At 67.0% G+C, this 18,128-nt stretch carries 21 protein-coding genes, 1 tRNA gene and 1 pseudogene; 7 read left to right on the plus strand and 16 right to left on the minus strand.

Annotated features, from left to right (window positions below):
* Window positions 1-5: 5 nt before the first annotated feature.
* The 7 genes from DM995_RS22635 to gspI all read right to left on the minus strand — a co-directional run bounded on the left by DM995_RS22635 (window position 6) and on the right by gspI (window position 4,541).
* The gene (locus DM995_RS22635; protein ID WP_286164939.1) at window positions 6-134 is read right to left on the minus strand and encodes a hypothetical protein; all 129 of its coding nucleotides are present in this window, start codon (window positions 132-134) and stop codon (window positions 6-8) included.
* On the minus strand, window positions 131-862 hold the full coding sequence (gene ccmC / locus DM995_RS08800; protein WP_023838566.1) for a heme ABC transporter permease CcmC: 732 nt from the start codon (window positions 860-862) through the stop codon (window positions 131-133). Before ccmC ends, DM995_RS22635 begins: the two co-directional genes overlap by 4 nt.
* A 231-nt stretch (window positions 863-1,093) precedes the next feature.
* Window positions 1,094-2,161, minus strand: coding sequence for a Leu/Phe/Val dehydrogenase (locus tag DM995_RS08805; RefSeq protein WP_116969181.1), 1,068 nt, complete (start codon window positions 2,159-2,161; stop codon window positions 1,094-1,096).
* Between the two features lie 65 nt (window positions 2,162-2,226).
* Window positions 2,227-2,303: transfer RNA gene (locus DM995_RS08810), tRNA-His, on the minus strand.
* A gap of 161 nt (window positions 2,304-2,464) precedes the next feature.
* Window positions 2,465-3,463: a type II secretion system minor pseudopilin GspK gene (gene gspK, locus DM995_RS08815; protein WP_116969182.1), complete on the minus strand. Its 999-nt coding sequence runs from the start codon at window positions 3,461-3,463 to the stop codon at window positions 2,465-2,467.
* Window positions 3,460-4,167: a type II secretion system minor pseudopilin GspJ gene (gene gspJ / locus DM995_RS08820; protein WP_157973139.1), complete on the minus strand. Its 708-nt coding sequence runs from the start codon at window positions 4,165-4,167 to the stop codon at window positions 3,460-3,462. The genes gspK and gspJ overlap by 4 nt, the downstream gene beginning before the upstream one ends.
* The gene (gene gspI / locus DM995_RS08825; RefSeq protein WP_023838562.1) at window positions 4,164-4,541 is read right to left on the minus strand and encodes a type II secretion system minor pseudopilin GspI; all 378 of its coding nucleotides are present in this window, start codon (window positions 4,539-4,541) and stop codon (window positions 4,164-4,166) included. The genes gspJ and gspI overlap by 4 nt, the downstream gene beginning before the upstream one ends.
* Window positions 4,542-4,654: 113 nt before the next feature.
* Between gspI and DM995_RS08830 the strand changes: the two genes are divergently transcribed.
* From DM995_RS08830 to DM995_RS08850, 5 genes are read left to right on the plus strand one after another with little or no spacing between them, the layout of a single operon-like run.
* Complete coding sequence (locus DM995_RS08830) at window positions 4,655-5,314, plus strand: prolyl hydroxylase family protein (protein WP_116970385.1); 660 nt, start codon at window positions 4,655-4,657, stop codon at window positions 5,312-5,314.
* Window positions 5,315-5,343: 29 nt separating this feature from the next.
* Entirely contained in the window at window positions 5,344-6,534 is a 1,191-nt protein-coding gene (locus DM995_RS08835) for an NRAMP family divalent metal transporter (protein WP_232824225.1), read from the plus strand.
* A complete protein-coding gene (gene pxpA / locus DM995_RS08840; RefSeq protein ID WP_116969185.1) occupies window positions 6,531-7,322 on the plus strand; it encodes a 5-oxoprolinase subunit PxpA in 792 nt (263 codons plus the stop codon). The genes DM995_RS08835 and pxpA overlap by 4 nt, the downstream gene beginning before the upstream one ends.
* A complete protein-coding gene (locus DM995_RS08845; RefSeq protein WP_116969186.1) occupies window positions 7,294-7,953 on the plus strand; it encodes a 5-oxoprolinase subunit B family protein in 660 nt (219 codons plus the stop codon). Before pxpA ends, DM995_RS08845 begins: the two co-directional genes overlap by 29 nt.
* Window positions 7,950-8,891: a 5-oxoprolinase subunit C family protein gene (locus DM995_RS08850; RefSeq protein WP_116969187.1), complete on the plus strand. Its 942-nt coding sequence runs from the start codon at window positions 7,950-7,952 to the stop codon at window positions 8,889-8,891. Before DM995_RS08845 ends, DM995_RS08850 begins: the two co-directional genes overlap by 4 nt.
* Here DM995_RS08850 and DM995_RS08855 read toward each other — a convergent pair whose 3' ends face one another.
* The 8 genes from DM995_RS08855 to DM995_RS08890 form a co-directional block, all read right to left on the minus strand.
* Complete coding sequence (locus tag DM995_RS08855; RefSeq protein ID WP_023838556.1) at window positions 8,892-9,527, minus strand: glutathione S-transferase family protein; 636 nt, start codon at window positions 9,525-9,527, stop codon at window positions 8,892-8,894.
* 41 nt (window positions 9,528-9,568) lie between these two features.
* Window positions 9,569-10,882, minus strand: coding sequence for a serine hydrolase domain-containing protein (locus DM995_RS08860; protein WP_116969188.1), 1,314 nt, complete (start codon window positions 10,880-10,882; stop codon window positions 9,569-9,571).
* Window positions 10,883-11,025: 143 nt separating this feature from the next.
* Window positions 11,026-12,015 carry an NAD-dependent epimerase/dehydratase family protein gene (locus DM995_RS08865; protein WP_116969189.1) on the minus strand — a complete coding sequence of 330 codons (990 nt, stop codon included), beginning with the start codon at window positions 12,013-12,015 and terminating at the stop codon, window positions 11,026-11,028.
* Window positions 12,012-12,698: a glutathione S-transferase N-terminal domain-containing protein gene (locus DM995_RS08870; protein ID WP_116969190.1), complete on the minus strand. Its 687-nt coding sequence runs from the start codon at window positions 12,696-12,698 to the stop codon at window positions 12,012-12,014. The genes DM995_RS08865 and DM995_RS08870 overlap by 4 nt, the downstream gene beginning before the upstream one ends.
* Before the next feature lie 42 nt (window positions 12,699-12,740).
* Entirely contained in the window at window positions 12,741-13,235 is a 495-nt protein-coding gene (locus DM995_RS08875) for a DUF305 domain-containing protein (protein WP_116969191.1), read from the minus strand.
* Window positions 13,236-13,298: 63 nt separating this feature from the next.
* Window positions 13,299-14,201, minus strand: coding sequence for an alpha/beta hydrolase (locus DM995_RS08880; protein ID WP_116969192.1), 903 nt, complete (start codon window positions 14,199-14,201; stop codon window positions 13,299-13,301).
* Between the two features lie 10 nt (window positions 14,202-14,211).
* Entirely contained in the window at window positions 14,212-14,847 is a 636-nt protein-coding gene (locus DM995_RS08885; RefSeq protein WP_116969193.1) for a 3-oxoacid CoA-transferase subunit B, read from the minus strand.
* Window positions 14,847-15,557: an HAD family acid phosphatase gene (locus tag DM995_RS08890; RefSeq protein WP_232824226.1), complete on the minus strand. Its 711-nt coding sequence runs from the start codon at window positions 15,555-15,557 to the stop codon at window positions 14,847-14,849. Before DM995_RS08890 ends, DM995_RS08885 begins: the two co-directional genes overlap by 1 nt.
* Window positions 15,558-15,741: 184 nt before the next feature.
* Between DM995_RS08890 and DM995_RS21215 the strand changes: the two genes are divergently transcribed.
* Entirely contained in the window at window positions 15,742-16,098 is a 357-nt protein-coding gene (locus DM995_RS21215) for a hypothetical protein (RefSeq protein WP_157973140.1), read from the plus strand.
* Window positions 16,099-16,197: 99 nt separating this feature from the next.
* On the opposite strand, the gene DM995_RS08895 is transcribed toward DM995_RS21215, so the two are convergent.
* Window positions 16,198-17,583, minus strand: a complete 1,386-nt coding sequence (locus tag DM995_RS08895; protein ID WP_116969195.1) for a 50S ribosomal protein L11 methyltransferase — start codon at window positions 17,581-17,583, stop codon at window positions 16,198-16,200.
* A 142-nt stretch (window positions 17,584-17,725) separates the two neighbouring features.
* On the opposite strand from DM995_RS08895, the pseudogene DM995_RS21800 reads away from it, so the two are divergent.
* Window positions 17,726-18,128 (plus strand): annotated as a pseudogene (locus tag DM995_RS21800) (hypothetical protein); the annotation flags it as partial.

Genomic DNA, 18,128 nt, shown 5'->3' on the forward strand with positions numbered 1-18,128 from the left:
CCGGTTCACTTGCGCTTGAGCGCGTCGAGCCGCGCTTCTGCGCGTTTGAGCGCCAGCCAGCAATAGCCGATCAGTCCGGCGGTGCCGGCAATGCCCAGCCCATAGGCCATGATGACATAATGCCATTGGGTCATGCGGCCGCGAGCCTGCGCATGCGCGCCTCGATGCGGATATCGGCGAGCAATGTGCGCATGCGCATCAGCACGATCGCGCCGAAGATAAGCGAGAAGCCGATCACCGCCATGCCGAGCGGCCACAGGAACGCGGGATCGATCGCCGATTTGCCGATCGAGATGCTCGCCGGCTGGTGCAGGCTGTTCCACCAGACCACCGAGCGGTTGATGATCGGCACGTTGACCGCGCCCACCAGCCCGAAGATCGCAGCAACGCGCGACGTGCCGCCCCGCCCTGCCGCTGCATCCTTCTGGCTGGCATCGGCGAGCGCGATATAGCCGAGATACAGGAAGAACAGCACCAGCATCGAGGTCAGCCGTCCGTCCCACACCCACCAGGTGCCCCATGTCGGCCGCGCCCAGATCGATCCGGTGGCGAGGCACAGCGCGCAGAAGAACGCGCCCGGCACCGCAGAGGCGCGCGCGGCGATCCCGGCGAGCGGGTGCCGCCAGACGAGTTCGACGAGACTGGCGATCGCGATGCTCGTCCAGCCCGCCATGCCCAGCCAGGCGGCAGGAACGTGGATGTAGAGGATGCGCACCGTTTCGCCCATCAGCCGGTCGGCGGGCGCGCTGAACAGACCGATCGACAGCGCGATGGCGACCATGATGACGCCCGTCACCATCAGCGCCGGGGTCAGCGGCCGGGCGATGGACAGGAACCGCGTGGGATTGGCAAAACCGTGCATGAGCGAAAGTGCGTCAGCTTCCTAGCGCCGAGGCATATCGGCGTCGCGTCTTGTTGCCACGATGCAGCGACAGCCTCAAGGGAATTTGCGTAAGGCGGGGCAGTGGACGCCAATAGCTTTTGCCCGTCACCCCCGCGAACGCGGGGGGCCCCGCTTCTCCGGCAACCTGGAGCAAGAAAGCGGGATTCCCGCTTTCGCGGGAATGACGAAGCATCGGTCAGGTGCTGGAATTCAACCCCGCCCGATCAGCTTCTGCGCCATGCGGTCGGCGACGGTGGCGGGCGATTCGCCGGTGGTGCGGCTTTCCTGCCAGATGCCGGTCAGGCGCTGCGGGATGCCGGTGAGGCGCGCGTGCACCTCCTCGACCTGCGCGGCGCGACCTTCGGCCTGCGCGAAATATTCGAGCGCGACCGAGATGATCCCGCCCGCGTTGATCACGTAATCGGGCGCGTAGAGGATGCCGCGATCGATCAGCATGTCGCCATGGTGCGGCCGCGCGAGCTGGTTGTTTGCGCCGCCCGCGACGATGCCGACATTCAGCTTCTCGATGCTTTCCGAATCGAGGATCGCGCCCAGCGCGTTCGGGCTGAACACGTCCGCCTCGACCTGCATGATCCGGTCCGCGCTCACCGTTTCGGCCCCCAGTTCGTCGGCGAGCTTCTGCGCGCGATCGGCATTCACGTCGGCGAGGGTCAGCTTCGCGCCCTCGGCCGCGAGCAGCCGGGCGAGACCGCCGCCGACGCTGCCCGTTCCCTGGACCGCGATGCGCACGTCCTTCAGCCGGTCGGTGCCCAGCTTGAACGCGACCGCGGCCTTGACGCCCAGGAAGATGCCCTTGGCGGTGAACGGCCCCGGATCGCCGCCAGCCGAGCCTGCGTCCTGCACCGGCAGGCCTGAGACGAACTTGGTGCGCTTCGAGATCGCGACCATGTCGGCATCGGACATGCCGATATCCTCGGCGGTGACATAACGGCCGCCCAGCGCATCGATCGCGTCGCCGAACGCGGCGAGCATCTCGGGAGTCTTGCGGTTGTCGGCATCGGCGAGGATCACCGCCTTGCCGCCGCCCATCGGCAGGCCGGCCATCGCGTTCTTGTAGCTCATGCCGCGCGACAGGCGCAGCGCATCGGTGATCGCGCGGCTCTTGTCGGCATAATGCCAGAAGCGCGTGCCGCCGCCCGCCGGGCCCAGAGCCGTGGAGTGAATCGCGATGATCGCCGAAAGCCCCGAGGCGCGGTCGTGCACATATTGCACCGCCTCATGCTCGTCGAAGTCCGGCAGATCCCAATAGCTTTGCACGCGCCCGTCTCCCCAAGGCTGGTCGCGCGGCAGAGCCTGAAAAAGGCAAGGATTTCAAGAGCAGATGGGGCGACCGATGGGGTTCGAACCCACGACCTCCGGTACCACAAACCGGCGCTCTAACCAACTGAGCTACGGTCGCCACACACTGCTTACGCCACGCGGAGGCGTCCCTTAGGGGCGCGCGGGCGGGATCGTCAAGCGACGAAATCAAGGCGGTCGCTATCTTACAAACTGCCCCTGCAATGCAAGGGAAAATGCGGCGAAAATGCTGCCTCGCGAAATTAAATTAGCCAAACCCGTTCACGGCTCGCCGATGCGGCGGCTGATGACGCGCGCAGGCGTCAGCTGCGCATCGAGCAGGCTGGTCTGCCGCCACCGGCTCTCCCCCTGCTGGATCACCAGATCGAGCTCGAACCAGCGGGTGACGATCTGCGGCTGCGATTCGATCTCGGGCCCGAAGGTCTGCGATTGCAGCGCCAGCGGCCGCCAGAAATCGGCGATGCGCGCATAGCCGAGCGCCGGGCGATCCGCGATCATGGCGCGCGCGCGATCGAGCGGGATCTTGCCGGGCGCAAGCATCATGATCAGCGGCGCCTGTTCGGGCAACAGCGTGTTGACGTTGATCGGCGACAAGATCGCATCGGGCAGCGCGCAGATCCACGGTTCCAGTCGCGCGTAGAGCTGCGGCGTCATGCCGCGCAGCGCCTGGATCTCACCCTTGTCGCCCAGCAGCCGCCCGGCGGTACGATAGGGCGCATCGAGCTGCTGGTAATATTGATCCTCGGCCCCGGCGGGCTGCGCCGCCTGGTCGGTATCGATCCAGTCGGCCAGCGCATCGGCCAGCCCCCGCGCCTCGTCCGACCCGACGCCGAGCGCCTGCATGAGCCCGGCAAACTGGCCGATGCCGACCGGTCGCGCGGCGAGGTCGCCCGGCTGGCCTGCGACCACCGAATTCAGGTTGAAGCAGTTGCCGCCATCGCGCACCGTCGCGGTCACCACCGCGCCCGATCCATCGTCGATCGGCAGCACATTGGGCTGGCCGATCCAGCCACCGACATTGACTGTGCGCGCGGGGCTGAGATCGAGCTGGCGCTCGATCTCGCGTGCGGCGAACTGCTCCGCGCCCAGCGCCGCGAACCGCGCGCGATCCGCCGCATCGGCATTGGCGGCGAGGCGGACGGCGAGGTTCACCCGGTCGAGGATCAGCGTGGTGACGATCGCCATCACCGCGACCAGCAGCAGCACGCTGAGCAGCGCGATTCCGCGTTCGGACGGTCTGGGGCGCAGATGCACGCTCATCCGCCGCCCCCTGCGACGAGGAATTCAAAGGTCAGCGGCCGGGCTGAATTGCCCTGCTGCACCAGGGTCAGTTCGATCGCGATCGGCAGTTCGTCGGTGCGCTGCGGCCGCCAGTCGGTCTGCCAAACGCCCTGCTTGTCGCGAAAGCGCAGCCGCGCCTGCTCGATCCCTTCGAGGATCGCGACCGGCGCGCCGGCCCTTGCGCCATCGGCCTTGGGCGCGATCGCGCGGGTCAGCCGTCCCTCGGCCAGCGCCCATTCGACGCGCTGCAGGCTCGACGAACCCGGCTGCGGATCTATCTGCGCAACCTGGCGCGAAAAGCCGAGCAGCAGCCCGTCGCCGGTCATCAGCGCCACCCGGTCGTTGCCCAGCGGATCGCGCGACGGGCGCGGCAGCATCAGCGTCATGTCCTGCGCCATGATCGCGGAGAATCGGCGCAGGTCGCCCATCTCCTCGAGCCGCACCGCGCTGCGCGCCTCGGCCTCGACGCTCTGGCGCAGCAGCACGACCGAGGCGGTGGCGATCATCCCGAAGATGAACAGCGCGACCATCATCTCGACCAGGGTGAAGCCGGATGATGGGTGCACCCCCTGCCCGTCATTCCCGCGAACGCGGGAATCCCGCTTCTGCGTGACCTCGGCAAAGGCAAGCGGGACCCCCGCCTGCGCGGGGGTGACGACGGGGACACGGGAGGCGCCCCTCACAACACCGGCCTCAGCACGGTGAGCGTCACCTCGGGCCCCGTCCCCTGGCGCACCGCCAGATCGACCTTGAGCAGTTCGCCCCCCTCGAGCGCGGTGGCCGTCCTCCGCCATGCAAAATCGCGTCCCGCATTGCTGATCGTGCCCTGCGTATCGCCGAGCGCGGGGGGATTGGGGTCGGTCAGCGCCTCGACCGCCAGATTGCGCACGGTGATCTCGCTGTACAGGCGGCTGTCGAGCTCGGCGGTCTGCATCAGGCTCGCGCCCTGTAGTTTGATCAGCGCGAGCGCGGCGATCGAGAATACGGCGAGCGCCACCAGCATTTCGAGCAGGCTGAAACCCGTGTCGTGGCGGGTGTGGCAGGGGCGGCGCGGCATGGACCGCCATTTAGCCGCCAAAGCGGTCCCGCGCCAGCCGTTTGCCGCTTGAATCGCCCCCCGATTGACCGCTATTCGCAAGGCGGGGCAAGGCCGTAAGAGGCATGGGGACGATGAGCGACAGCGAGACCACGAGCCGGGCTGGGAGCAACCAGTGCAACACCGCCGCGCTGGGCAAGGTTCCCGGCATCCAGAAGGTGCCGACCCCGCGCATGGAATTGTACATCCTGCGCAATTTCCTGACGCCCGAGGCGTGCGCGCGTTTCGTCGAGAAGATCGATGCCGACCGCAGGCCCTCGACCATCGCCGATCCGAATGGCGACAGCTATTTTCGCACGTCCGAGACCTGCGACATGCGCGCCGACGATCCCGAAGTCCTCGCGCTCGATGAGCGGCTGAGCGCGCTGTCGGGCATCGACATGCAGTTCGGCGAGACAATGCAGGGGCAGCGCTATGCCGTGGGCCAGGAGTTCAAGGCGCATACCGACTATTTCGAGCCGGGCGGTCAGGATTTCACGCGCTATACCACGGTCGGCGGCCAGCGGACCTGGACGTTCATGATCTATCTCAACGAGCCCGAATCGGGCGGTGCGACGCGGTTCAAGACGATCGGCAAGTCGATCCAGCCCGAGATCGGCAAGCTGGTCGCCTGGAACAACCGCCGCCCTGACGGCAGCTGCAATCCCGCCACCATCCATCACGGCATGAAAGTCCGCGAAGGCACCAAATACGTCATCACCAAATGGTATCGCGAGAGGCCCTGGCGCCTGTGAGCGTCACCCGATACCGCCCCGGTCCCGCGATGCTGGTGACCGCGGCCTTTATCGGCCCCGGCACCGTCACCGCCTGCGCGAGCGCAGGCATAGGCTTCGGCTATGCGCTGCTCTGGGCGCTGGTGTTCGCGACGGTGGCCACGATCATCCTGCAGGCCATGGCCGCGCGCGTCGCCATCATCACCGGCCAGGGGCTGGCCGAGGCGATCCTGGCAGCGGCGGCGAACCCGGCGCTGCGCTGGGGAATGGCGGCGCTGATCTTCGCCTCGCTGGCGATCGGCAATTCGGCCTATCAGGCGGGCAATATCAGCGGCACCGCGGCGGGCCTGAAGCTGCTGGGTGCGGGCGCCTTGTCGCCTTCCCTGCTCGCACTGGCCACCGGCCTGCTCGCGGCCGTGCTGGTCGTGATCGGCAAGCCTGCCTGGCTGGAAAAGCTGCTGATCGCGCTGGTGCTGGCGATGTCTCTCGCGTTCATCGGCGGGCTGGCGGTGATCCGGGTCGATTGGGGCGCGGTGCTGAGCGGCTTCGTGCCGCGCCTGCCCGCCGACAGCCTGTTCACCGCGATCGCGCTGATCGGCACCACGGTGGTGCCCTATAACCTGTTCCTCCACGCCGCCTCGGTGCGCGGCAAGTTCGCGCCCGATGCCGATGGGCTGGCGGCATCGAACCTCGACACGGGAATTTCGGTGACGCTGGGCGGGCTGCTGTCGATGGCGATCGTCGTCATGGGCGCGGCGACGGCAGCGATGGCCGCGACCGGCACCGGCCCGCTAGACGATACCGCGCTGCGGCTCGAAAGCCTGTTCGGCGTCCCTGCGCGGATCGTGTTTGCGCTGGGGCTGGTGGGTGCGGGCTTCAGTTCGGCGCTGACCGCACCGGTCGCGACCGGCTATGTGCTGGCCGAGATGATGGGCGGCGCAGGCGATCCGGTGCGGCGCGCGCGCATTTTCAGGGCGACCGCGCTGGCGGTGGTCGTCATCGGCACGCTCTTCGCGTTTTTCGCGGTCAATCCGGTCGAGCTGATCCTGATCGCGCAATCGGCCAACGGGCTGCTGCTTCCGATCCTCGCCGCCTTCCTGCTCTGGGTCGCGGCGCGCCGCCAGAGCCTTGGGGCCTTCGCCAATGGCCCCATCGCCAATCTGCTCGGCGGGGCGGTGGTGATGGTCTGCGCGGGACTGGGCACGCGGCTGATCCTGCGCTCGGCGGGAATCTGGCCATGAGCCGGTCGATCGATCTCAATGCCGATCTCGGCGAAGAGCCCGGGGAACAGGCGCGCGACATCGCGCTGATGCGGGTGATCTCCAGCTGCAACATCGCGTGCGGCGGCCATGCCGGGGACGAGGAGAGCATGGCGGCGATGCTGCGCGCGGCCAGGGCGGCGGGCGTCGCGCCGGGCGCGCATCCCAGCTATCCCGACCGTGCAGGGTTCGGGCGGGTGTCGCTGGTGATGCCGCTGCCCAATCTGATCGAATCGCTGCTCGAACAGGTGCGCGCGCTGGAGTCCGTCGCAGCGCACGAGGGCGTGGCGCTCACGCATATCAAGCCGCATGGCATGCTCTATAACGATCTCGCCGACCGGCCCGACATGGCGCGCGCCGTGGCGGAAGCGTTGCACGCCGCCTTCCCGCATCTCGCCCAGGTCGGGCTCGCGCATTCGGCGAGCGAGGATGCGGCGCGCGCGGTCGGTGCCTGCTTCATCGCCGAGGGCTTTGTCGATCGCGGCTACACGCCCGCGCGCCGCCTGGTCCCGCGGTCGCAGCCCGGCGCGCTGATCGCAAGCGATGCCGATCGCGCCGCACAGGCCATCGCCATCGCCTCGGGCCTGCCGATCACCGCGAACGACGGCAGCCTGATCCATGTTATGGCGCAAAGCCTGTGCATTCATTCGGACAGTCCCGGCGCGGAACAAACCGCTTTGCGGATTGCAGGCGAGATGGCAGTCTTGGGGATAACGATAAAAGCCCCCGGAGAGCTGCCCGATGAGCCAGTCGATCTATTGCGCCGATGACTGGTTGATGATCCAGGGTCTGGCGTCCGACCGCGTGGCGGCGCTGGCAGCAGCAGCGGAAGGCGCAGGCTGGGACGACATCGTGCCGGGGCTCGACAGCCTGTCGCTGAGCTGGAACCCGGCGCAGCGCAACCTGGAAGCGGCGCGCGCAGCAGCCGAGGCGCTGGCCGGAAGCGATGCCCATGCCGCGCCCCCCACCACCGTCGCGCCTGCCACGCTGCATATCTGCTACGAAGCGCCCTGGGCGCATGATGCCGATATCGTCGCCGAGCTGCTTGGGCTGACCTCCGACGCCCTGCCCGGCTGGCACGCAGCGCAGGACTGGCGCGTGGCGATGCTCGGCTTCCAGCCCGGCTTTGCCTATCTCACCTGCGATGCGCGCCTGCCCGACATCCCACGCCTCGCCGACCCGCGCGCGCGGGTCGAGGCGGGGTCGGTCGGGCTGCTCGGCCAGATCTGCGGGCTCTATCCGCACGCCGGCCCCGGCGGCTGGCCGATCATCGGGCGGATCGCCGAGACCCTGTTCGATGCGCACGCCCCCTCGCCTGCGCAGCTGCAGGCGGGCCAGCAGGTGCGGTTCGAGCGGATCGACGCGAACGAGCTCGCGCGGCGGACGGGAGGCGCGGCATGAACCTTACCGTCGTGAAGGCGGGGCTGCAATCGAGCATCCAGGCCGCGCCGTTTCGTGGGCTGCGCAAGCTCGCGGTGCCCTCGGGCGGTGCGGCCGATGGGCTGAGCCTTGCGCTCGCCAACCGGCTGGTCGGGCGTCCTCTCGATGCTGCCGCGATCGAGATCGCGCTGGGCCCGGCCGAATTCCGCGCCGACCGCGCAATGGCCGTCGCGGTGACCGGCGCGCCGTGCCAGGTGCAGATCAATGGAGAGGAGGCCGAGCCGCACCAGACGCTGCATCTGGAGCCGGGCGATGTGCTCGCCATCGGCCGCGTCTGGGCTGGCTGCCGGGTCTATCTCGCGCTCTCCGCCGCGATCGAGGTGCCCGAGGTACTCGGCACGCGCTCGACGCTGATCGGCGCGGGCTTTGGCGGGCTCGAGGGGCGCGCGCTCGCCGATGGCGATGTGCTGGCGCTGGGCGAGGACGGCGACGCTGTGCCCGCGCTCGTCACTCCGCCCGAGCTGCAACCGTTTTTCGGCCATGGCTTCGTGCTGCGCGTGGTCGCAGGTCCGGAGAGCGACCGGCTGGCGCTGGGCATGGCGGCGCTCGCGCGCAAGCGCTGGCGCGTGTCCTCCCGCTCGAGCCGCATGGGGCTGAAGCTGCAGGGCACGCCGCTCGACCTCAACAGCGCCGCGCCGATCCGCAGCGGCGCGGTCTTCCCCGGCATCATCCAGTGCCCGCCCGATGGGCTGCCCTATCTGATCGGCTGCGAGGGCCAGACCACCGGCGGCTATCCGCGCATCGGCCAGGTGATCCGCGCCGACCGCCATCTGATCGGCCAGCTCGCGCCCAATGCGACGATGCTGCTCGTCCCCGTCCAGCCCGACCAGGCCGAACAGATCCTCCACGAGAAGCTCAAGCTCTGGGCCGAGTGGCTGCCCGGCCTCGCACTTGCCTGATCAGGCCGAAATCGCGGCGAAGATCATCGGCCCGCCGATCTCGATCGATTTCTGATAGGCCGGACGCGCGCGCAGCCGCTCGAGATAGGCGATGAGGTTCGGCCGGTCGCCGATCTGCTTGCTGGCCGTCGCCACCTCGAGCAGATAGGCCATGTTGATGTCCGCGCCGCTCAGCCGGTCGCCGACCAGGTAATCATGGCCCGTGACCGCGCGCTCGACATGGTCGAGCAGCTTGGTCACCTCCGCCCCCATGAAGCCGCCCAGCATCGGGCCCAGGCCACCGAAGCGCGGCGCCAGCGCGGAAAAGATGATCGGGCTCGCCATCGTGCCTTCGGCGAAATGCAGCCATTCGAGATAGGCCGGGCGATCCTTGGCGTTCGCCGGAGCCAGGGTCTCGCTGCCGAAGCGCTCGATCAGATATTCGATGATCGCCCCCGATTCGACCATGACATGGCCGTCGACGATCACCGTCGGCGCCTTGGAGAGCGGATGCACCTCGGCAAGACCGGGGGGCGCGCGGAAGGTCTGCGGATCGCGCTGGTGGCGCACCATCTCGTAGGGCGTGCCCATTTCCTCGAGCAGCCAGATCACGCGGGTGGACCGCGAATATTCCAGATGGTGCAGCACGATGCTCATGGCGTTTCTCTCCGGTTGTTATGTTCTTGAACGCTTTCGGGTCAGTCGGCCGAGGTCATCGTCTCCGGTACGGCGGCGGGCAGCGGCGCGTTCAGCCGCGGATCCTTGTCGAGCTCGGTCCAGTCGCTGTACGGGCGGCCATAGACCTGGTCGAAAAACTCGTAGGGCAGCCGGAAGGGCCGGGTGGAGCCGCTGTTCCACAGCATCACGATGCCGGTGCGCCGTTCGGGATCGAACCACATCACCGCGCGATAGCCGTTGACCGCGCCGCCATGGCCGACCAGCCAGTGCCCGTCATAGATATGGCTGCGCCAGCCCTGGCCATAGCCATGGCTGATGATCAGCGAATCGGGGCCGTTGCGCCCGCCCTTGTAGGTCGCGACGCGCGGGCGGTGGATTTCGGCGAGCACGCCGGGCGTGATGACCTGCGGCGCCTGGCCCATCTGCGCCTCCATCCAGCGCGCCAGATCGACGATATTCGAGCTGACCCCGGCAGCGGCGGGGACGCGGAAATAGGCATCGGACAGCACCTGCACCTGGCCCCGGCGATAGGGCCGCGCCCAGTTCCTGGCGCCGGTCAGGTTCGTCATGCCCAGCCCCGCGCTCTTCATGCCCAGCGGCGCAAACAGCATCTGCTCGGCAAGCTGGTCATAGGGCGTCCTGGTCGCGTTCGCGACGATCTCGCTGAACGCGTCATAGGCGACGTTCTGATAGCTATGGCAATCACCCGGCATGCACTGCTGCGGCACGGTGGACAGCATGTTGCGCAGCATCGGCGCTGGGTCGCCCGATTCGAGCTTGCCGTCATAGGCATTGCGCGCGAGGCCAAGCCGGTGCGCGAGCAGATCGGGAATCGCCAGCCGGTTCTCCGCGCCGCCCGCCAGCTTCAGCGTGGTGTGGAACGAGGAAAGCGGTGCGGACAGGCTGAGCTTGCCCTGCTGTGCGAGCTGGTAGGCAAGCGTTCCCGCGACGCCCTTGGAGACCGAGGCCCAGCGGAACACGGTCTGCGGCGTCACCGGGAGACCCGCCTCGCGGTCGGCAAAGCCATAGCCATTGACGAAGGTCAGCCGACCGTTCTCGACCGCCGCGACGGCGAGTCCGACCATTTCGGGATCGCGCATCATCCGGGTGATCCGCGCATCGAGCGCGGCATAATCCACCTTGCCCTGCCAGCGATCGGGCGTCAGCGGCAGATTGGCATCGTCGATCAGCGGTGCGCTGGCCTGCGCCGCGATCGCGGGCGTGCCAGTGACGACAACGCCGCCGCCGCGCGACACGCTCATGCCGATCAGCAAGGCCCCCGCGGCCACGCCGCCTGCGGTCCAGACCAACGGACTGCGCAGCCAGTGCTTCATGCGATCTCCGATGTGTAAATTGCGCCCCGGCTGCAATGCCTTATTGCCTGCATCTCAGCCACTTTACACGTTCTGCCCTGTAAAATGCTTAAACACAAGTCAGCGACGATTCGGTCTGTCGCCGCAGCACGTCAGGCTGGCGGCTAAAGCGGGTCGGCCCCCGCCGCGACGATCGGCGAGACATAGTCGGGATCGTGCTGGAACGGCAGCGGACTGTCTGCGCGCAGCGCCAGCAGGATTGCAGCAAAATCGGTATGCGCCCGAAATCCGAGGAGGCGCTCGGCCTTGGCGGGATCGTAGACCCGGTCGATCGTGTCTGGCAGCTTCCAGCCGCGCTGCGCATAGAGTTCTGCCGCGTCGGGATGATGGCGCGCGATCGCGCCCGGCGCGTTCCGCACCAGCTCTGCCGCATCCTCGCGCACGAAGGGCGGCGGTGCCGAGAGCACGAAGGTCTGGAAGCCCAGCCCCGTCGGCGCGTCCAGCGCGGCAAGATGCGCGCGCGCCGCATCCTCGACCGTCAGCCGCCGGTTGAGAAACTCGTTGGCCTTGAGATTGGGGCCGGGCAGCGATCCGTCGGTATCGTCATCCTCGGGAAAGAACCGCCCGGTGCGCAGCACGAGCGCATCGATCCCGTGCAGATCGGCGTACAGGCGGCACAGATCTTCCGCCGCCAGCTTGGTCACGCCGTAGATGTTCCGGGGACGCAGCGGACCGAATTCCTCGTCGAGCCAGAACGCCTCTTTAGCCCCGCCTGCTGCGCCCGCGCGGACATCGGCGCGGATCATCAGCGAGGTGGTCGAGGTGAAGATGAAACGCTTGTGCCCCGCTGCCACCGCCGCTTCGAGCAGGTTGAGCGTGCCGGTGACATTGACCTCGACAAAGCTCTGCGCACGATAGCGCACGATATCGGGCTTGTGCAGCGCGCCCGCATGAATGACGCAGCTGGGGCGATGATCGGCAAAGACGCGCTCGATGCTGGCGCGGTCGGCGACCGAGGCGATGATTTCGGTCTCGGCACCGGCCACGACATCGAGCCCGACAACCTCATGCCCCTCCCGGCGTAGCATCGGGGCAAGAAACCGCCCGAGCCAGCCCGACGAGCCGGTGAGCAGGACGCGGTGCGGCTGGCTCATCCGGCGCGGTGATCCTCGCGGATGGTGGCGACGCCCGCGATCTCCTCTTCATGCGCGGCATCGCGCCAGGTTTCGGCCAGCGCATGCGCCTCCCAGTCGAGCATCGCGGGATGCGCGAGGACGCGCTCGACCCAGGCCTGGCCCCTGGCCCCGATCTTCAGGTCGAAACTGCGCACGCGATAGGCGACCGGCGCGAAGAACGCATCGACCGCGCTGAACGCATCACCCGCCAGCCAGGGGCCGCCGAACCGGTCCAGCCCCTCGGCGAACAGCGTGCCGATGCGGTCGATGTCATTCTGAAGCGCGGGCGGGACCGCGATCAGTTCCGCGCGCACCCCGACGCTCATCGGACAGATGTTGCGCAAGGGCGAGAAGCCCGAATGCATCTCGGCCGCGGCACAGCGTGCCCAGGCGCGCGCGACCGGATCGGCGGGCCAGACGCCCGGATGCCGCTCGGCCAGATATTCGACGATCGCGAGCGAATCCCAGACGATCACCTCGTCGTCGTGCAGGCAGGGCACCTTGCCATTGGGCGCGAAGGTACGAAACTCCTGCGAATTGTCGGGCCCTGCGAATGGCACGAGCCGGTCCTCGAAGGGCAGCGCGAGCGCCTTCATCAGCAGCCAGGGGCGCAGCGACCAGCTCGAATAATTGCGGTTGGCGGTGAACAATGTGTAGCCCATTCGCAACGCATAACCCGAAGCCCGGCGACCTGCAATTGCGCGTCACCGGGTCCGCACCTGCGGCTGCAGATCGGGCGAGTCCGACGACGGCGGGCGCCGCTCCAGCTCGGCGATAAGCCGCTTCATCTCGTCAATCTCGCGAACCTGTGCCTCGATGATCTCGTCCGCCAGCGCGCGCACCCGGGGGTCGCGGATATGCGCACGCGAGCTGGTCAGCACGGCAATCGAATGGTGGGGAATCATCGCCTTCATATAGGCGACATCATCCACCGTCTCCTGGCTGCGGACAGCCCAGAGCGCCCCGGCGAACACCAGCACCGCGCCTGCGACGATCGCCACGTTGGCGGTGCGGTTGCGGTACATCGACCACATGAAACCCATCATGACGATGGCCATCATCGCCCCCATGAGCAGGGCCATCCAGGCGCGCGTCTCGCTGTAAAAGACATGATCGAGCGCATCGGTATTGAGATACATCAGCAGCAGCATGATGACGGTCGAGGTCGCGATCATCGCCGCGAAGCGCATATAGCTCATCAGTCATTCCCCGTTGCCCCGCGAGCCCGGCACTTACGGCCAGGCGGAGCATTGGTTCAGACGTCAGCGCTGCGGGTGCAGATGCCGTTCGAGGAACGCGACGCTGTCGGCCAGCACCGTCCCCTTCGAGCGGAACGGTACCGACAGCGCCATCACCACCTCTTCATGGTCGAGCCCGCGATAGTTGATCAGCTCTGCCGGCGCGCCGAGTGCCTTGAGCCGCTTGCTCAGGTTGATCGCATTGCGCGGGCGGACGGTCTCGTCCTTCGTGCTGGTGATCAACAGCATCGGCGGCGCATCCGCGCGCGCCCGTTCGATCGGCTGGGTGACCTTGGGGTCGGGATAATGCGACATTGCGTCGATCGAGCGCTTGGTGGTGAAGGGGTAGAAATCGTACGGACCGCTCAGCCCCACCACCGCCTTGACGATTCCCGGATCGACATCCGCCGCTTTCAGCCAGCGCGGATCGAGCGCCAGCAGCACGGCGGTATGCGCGCCAGCCGAATGCCCGGAAAACGCGACACGCTTGGGGTCGCCGCCATAGCGCGCGATATTGTCGCGGACCCAGGCGACGGCTTCGGCACCATCCTGAACCGAGGCAGGAAAGCGGACATCAGGCACCTTGCGGTAATCGGGGATGACGACGACAAAGCCCTGCCGCGCGAAGGCGCGTCCGGCAAAGGCATAATCCTGCCTTGCCCCCTTCACCCAGCCGCCGCCGTGCCAGAAGACCAGCACCGGGCGCCTGTCGGCATTGGCGGCGGTCTCGGCGCGCCAGACATCGAGCGTCTGGTCCTGGCTGCCGAAGCGAACGCCCTCCGCGACCAGAGCCGCGCCCCTGCCGCCGCCCATGACTGCATCGAGCCGGCTCAGCAGCAAGGGCGGCGATGTCGTCGCGGCATAGGTGCCAAGACCGCCGAGCAGCGCGACGGCAGCGCCCAGTCCCAGCCTGGTCGAGCGCTTCATCCGGCTCGGCTCAGCTGACGTAATGCGCGGTGGTCTTGGCGGCGACCTCTTCCGCCGTCACGCCAGGCGCCAGTTCGATCAGCTTGAACGGGCTGTCATGGTCGGGGCGCTGGAACACCGCGAGATCGGTGATGATCATGTCGACCACGTTCTTGCCGGTCAGCGGCAGCGTACAGGCGGGGATGAACTTGGGGTCGCCGTTCTTGCTGGTATGCTCCATCACGACGATGATCTTCTTGACGCCCGCGACCAGGTCCATCGCGCCGCCCATGCCCTTGATCATCTTGCCCGGGATCATCCAGTTGGCGATGTCGCCATTTTCCGCGACTTCCATCGCGCCGAGCACGGTGAGGTCGATATGCCCGCCGCGGATCATCGCGAAGCTGTCCGACGAGCTGAAATAGCTCGACGAGGCGAGCTCGCTGATCGTCTGCTTGCCCGCGTTGATAAGGTCCGCATCCTCCTCTCCCGCAAACGGGAACGGGCCGATGCCGAGCATGCCGTTTTCCGACTGCAGCGTCACCTCGATGCCCTCGGGCACATGGTTGGCGACCAGCGTCGGGATGCCGATGCCCAGGTTCACATAAAAGCCGTCCTGCAATTCCTTCGCGGCGCGCGCCGCCATCTCGTCACGGGTCCAGGCCATTATTCAGCTCCTTGATTGGGTTGCCAGTGCGTTTCCGGCGGGAAGATGTCGTCGAAGCCGCCGCGGATCGACGGGCCGTAGACGGGATTGGCGAACAGGAACCAGCCCTGGCCCCACAGCCTGTCATAGGGCGCGGCGGTGGCGAGGGCGCGGCGTTGCAGCGGCGGCAGTTCGGGCTTGTTGAAGCCGTTGCGGAAATCGCCGAGCTGGTCGCCCGCCATCGCGATGACGCACCAGCGCGCGGCGATGGTCGCGCGGCGCTGGTCCTTGCTCGATCCGGTGGCATCGTCGCCCATCAGGAACAGGGTGTCGCCATGCTTGAAATTGCCAAGGCCCGCAGCCGCGAGCGTCTGCTCGCTGCCTGCTGCATTCGCGGAAGAACGGTTGGTGTTGGCGATCGGGGTGATGCCCGCCGCGCGCAGCGCCTGCATCGCCTCTACCGCGCCGGGCATCGCGACGGCCTTGCCCGTGCCGGTCTTTTCCCACTGGTCCCAGGTCTTGGCGTCGAATTCCTTGCCGGTCAACGCGAACCAGCGCATCGGGCCGATATTCCAGATCAGCGTCTCGTCGGCGTCGAACACCGCAGCAAGCGGCTTGTTGCCGCACGCAAACGGTTTGCCGGTGGCCTCGTCGATAATGACGCTGTCGGCGGGCCGCGCCTTGGCCTTGGCGAGGGCATAGGCGGTGAGCGCGCCATAGGTCTGCCGCACCGCGATGGCGCCTTCGGCCGAACCCGCGCGTCAGCGCGCCGTGTGTGCGCGATCGCAGCCGTTGCTGACCCACCCCCTGCCCCTCCCTTTCAGGGAGGGGAGTTTTGGGGATGCGATCAAGAAACCGATTGGATGTAATAGTTCGGCGACTTAAGGTTGTGGTACCCACTTAAGGATTGCCTACATGCTTCCACTCATTGCTTTGATCGGGATCGCTCGTTGCGCTTCCGCCAGCTTCTGCCCCAGCAATGAAGACCTTGTCTCTGCCATAAAGGCACGCGACAATGCAGTGGTCTTTTCCATTTCTGCCCAGCTACAGGCTGACGATGCTGGATCAATTCATTTGGTGCATTCGGAGCGCGTGTTGAGAGTTTCGGAAGTCTTATGCGGTGACCGCCTCGACGAGGACACGGCGGCCATCACCTGCAAATTCACCGTTCGCTACCCAAGTAGAATAGTCTACATGATCGCGCGTCTGGTTCCTCAATCTGATGAATGGGTTATCAACGATGCCATGGCAGTTGATCGACATCGAAAGTAAATCCTGCTCACCTTAAATTGCCCCCTCTCAACTTCGCCTAGCCAGACAAGCTGGCAAGGCTTCGTATCTCTCCCCTCAAGCGGAGAGAGCGGACATGGATCAAGCCACCTTCACCTGCTCGGCTGCTGCGATCACCTCGAGCGGGCGGACGATCAGCGTCACCCGGTCGTGGCCCACGGCAACGTTGAGCACGTCGCCCGCGCGCACCGCGACCGGTTCGGGGAAATTGTGCAGCACCTGCAGCCAGCCGCCATCGGTATAGCCGTCGGGATGGTTGTCGAAGCTGATGCCTTCCGCCAAGTCGACATGCATCCACTGGACGATGCCGGTGGCGATGCCGTCTTCCAGCACGTTGATCTGCAACAGGTGCAGGTCGCTCTGGTGCTGCGCCCGGGTGAGGTTGATATGGACCAGTTCGACATCGTCGGACAGGCGCTTCCAGTCGGTCATCGTGCCGTGGATCGGCAGCTTGGGCGAGGCGAGCGCGCCGAAGCGCGAGATGTCGAAGCCCGAGACCTGATCGACGAACACGTAATCGGCGAGCACCTGGCTTTCGACCAGACAGCCGATGGCCGAGGCCGCGCGCGGGATGACGATGGCATCGGGCTTGAGCAACCGCGCATGCGCATCCTCGAACGTGTCGATGACATGCTCAGTAAGCAGGTCGGACGAGAGGATTTCGGAGACCAGGATGTCCGCGCGCTCATCCAGATGCTCGCCGACCCTGAGCTCGGTCGAGGGCGCGGTGTGGACGGTGATGCGGTCCGCATATCCGTTATCGGCGATGATCTGCCGCGCCATGTCGGCGATGATCGGCACCATCTCGCACGCGGTGACCGATTGCGCCCCGGCGCGCGCGGCCATCATCGAGAGCAGGCCGCTGCCGGTGCCGATATCGAGCACGCGCGCATCGGGGCCGGTTTCGGCCAGCGCGGCGACGATCGCCGCCTCGAACGCATCGTTGCGGCGCACGTCGTTGAGCATCGGGATATGCCAGAAGGGCACCATCTCGGCAGAGAGGCGGCGGATCTGGTGTTCGATATGGATGTTGCCCGGCTGCAGCGCCTGGGCGCGGCGGAACTGGTCGAGCGCCTCGATCTTGCGCCCGGCATCGGAGAGCATGACCGCGAGATTGTTGGCGGCGACCGGGTTGGCCGGATCGGCAGCGCAGGCCGCCTTCATCGCGGTGATGGCGAGGTCGGGACGGCCGGTGCGGCTGTAGATCAGTCCCTTTTCATGATGCGCGACGGCGTGATCGGGATCGAGCGCGAGCAGCGTATCCCACAGCTCGAGCGCCTCTTCGTTCGCGCCGCGCAGGCCGAGAATTCCGGCGAGGATCGGCAGCACCTCGGCGGTGCGGTAATCATGGTCGATGACCAGACGATAGCGCTCTTCGGCAGCCGCCAGATTGCCCGCTGCCTGAAGTTCCATCGCCTCGTGCAGCAGCGCGCGGGCCAGGGCGATGTCGGATGCGGTATCGGTCATGCTGTTCCCCCAAATGGGCGTTAACTCAGTTCAACAGACTATTAACGCGAAGGGTTAACAAAGCGTCACCGGTCCCAGATTGGCATCGCGGCCCGCCGCACAGGCATTTGACGTTCCGCAAAATGGAACATAATAAGAACAAATGTCGCGTTGCCATGATTCCCTCGAGTCCCTGAAAGCCCGGATTGCCGGGCTGGAACGCGCGTCCGCGGGCGAATCCGGCGGCGAACCGGCGGGGCTGGCGCGCACCGGCCATGCAGGAATCGACGCGGCTTTGGGCGGCGGGCTGATGCGCGCGCGATTGCATGAAATCTTTGCGTTCGAGGCAGACGACGCCGGGTGCGCGACCGGATTCGTCGCCGCGCTGGCGCTCAGACTCGGAGGAACGCTGGTCTGGCTGCGCGAGGGCGAGGCGGAGAAACGCGGCGGGCAATTGCACGCGCCGGGGCTGGTCGAGATCGGCCTGGCCCCATCGCAGGTCATCCTGGGCACGCTGCCCGATGCGCTGGCGGTGCTGCGCGCCGCGGCCGATGTCACTCGCTGCG

Source organism: Blastomonas sp. UPD001 (assembly GCF_003426715.1).
Classification (GTDB): domain Bacteria; phylum Pseudomonadota; class Alphaproteobacteria; order Sphingomonadales; family Sphingomonadaceae; genus Blastomonas.

What these genes read in the sequence shown, in the direction of transcription:
- DM995_RS08830 (WP_116970385.1), top strand. Translation starts at nt 4,655, where the DNA reads ATGAGCGACAGCGAGACCACGAGCCGGGCTGGGAGCAACCAGTGCAAC.
- DM995_RS08885 (WP_116969193.1), bottom strand. Translation starts at nt 14,847, where the DNA reads ATGGCCTGGACCCGTGACGAGATGGCGGCGCGCGCCGCGAAGGAATTG.
- gspK (WP_116969182.1), bottom strand. Translation starts at nt 3,463, where the DNA reads ATGAGCGTGCATCTGCGCCCCAGACCGTCCGAACGCGGAATCGCGCTG.
- pxpA (WP_116969185.1), top strand. Translation starts at nt 6,531, where the DNA reads ATGAGCCGGTCGATCGATCTCAATGCCGATCTCGGCGAAGAGCCCGGG.
- gspI (WP_023838562.1), bottom strand. Translation starts at nt 4,541, where the DNA reads ATGCCGCGCCGCCCCTGCCACACCCGCCACGACACGGGTTTCAGCCTG.
- DM995_RS08865 (WP_116969189.1), bottom strand. Translation starts at nt 12,015, where the DNA reads ATGAGCCAGCCGCACCGCGTCCTGCTCACCGGCTCGTCGGGCTGGCTC.
- DM995_RS22635 (WP_286164939.1), bottom strand. Translation starts at nt 134, where the DNA reads ATGACCCAATGGCATTATGTCATCATGGCCTATGGGCTGGGCATTGCC.
- ccmC (WP_023838566.1), bottom strand. Translation starts at nt 862, where the DNA reads ATGCACGGTTTTGCCAATCCCACGCGGTTCCTGTCCATCGCCCGGCCG.
- DM995_RS08875 (WP_116969191.1), bottom strand. Translation starts at nt 13,235, where the DNA reads ATGAGCTATATGCGCTTCGCGGCGATGATCGCGACCTCGACCGTCATC.
- DM995_RS08850 (WP_116969187.1), top strand. Translation starts at nt 7,950, where the DNA reads ATGAACCTTACCGTCGTGAAGGCGGGGCTGCAATCGAGCATCCAGGCC.
- DM995_RS08855 (WP_023838556.1), bottom strand. Translation starts at nt 9,527, where the DNA reads ATGAGCATCGTGCTGCACCATCTGGAATATTCGCGGTCCACCCGCGTG.
- DM995_RS08835 (WP_232824225.1), top strand. Translation starts at nt 5,344, where the DNA reads ATGCTGGTGACCGCGGCCTTTATCGGCCCCGGCACCGTCACCGCCTGC.
- DM995_RS08870 (WP_116969190.1), bottom strand. Translation starts at nt 12,698, where the DNA reads ATGGGCTACACATTGTTCACCGCCAACCGCAATTATTCGAGCTGGTCG.
- DM995_RS21215 (WP_157973140.1), top strand. Translation starts at nt 15,742, where the DNA reads ATGCTTCCACTCATTGCTTTGATCGGGATCGCTCGTTGCGCTTCCGCC.
- DM995_RS08860 (WP_116969188.1), bottom strand. Translation starts at nt 10,882, where the DNA reads ATGAAGCACTGGCTGCGCAGTCCGTTGGTCTGGACCGCAGGCGGCGTG.
- DM995_RS08895 (WP_116969195.1), bottom strand. Translation starts at nt 17,583, where the DNA reads ATGACCGATACCGCATCCGACATCGCCCTGGCCCGCGCGCTGCTGCAC.
- DM995_RS08845 (WP_116969186.1), top strand. Translation starts at nt 7,294, where the DNA reads ATGAGCCAGTCGATCTATTGCGCCGATGACTGGTTGATGATCCAGGGT.
- DM995_RS08880 (WP_116969192.1), bottom strand. Translation starts at nt 14,201, where the DNA reads ATGAAGCGCTCGACCAGGCTGGGACTGGGCGCTGCCGTCGCGCTGCTC.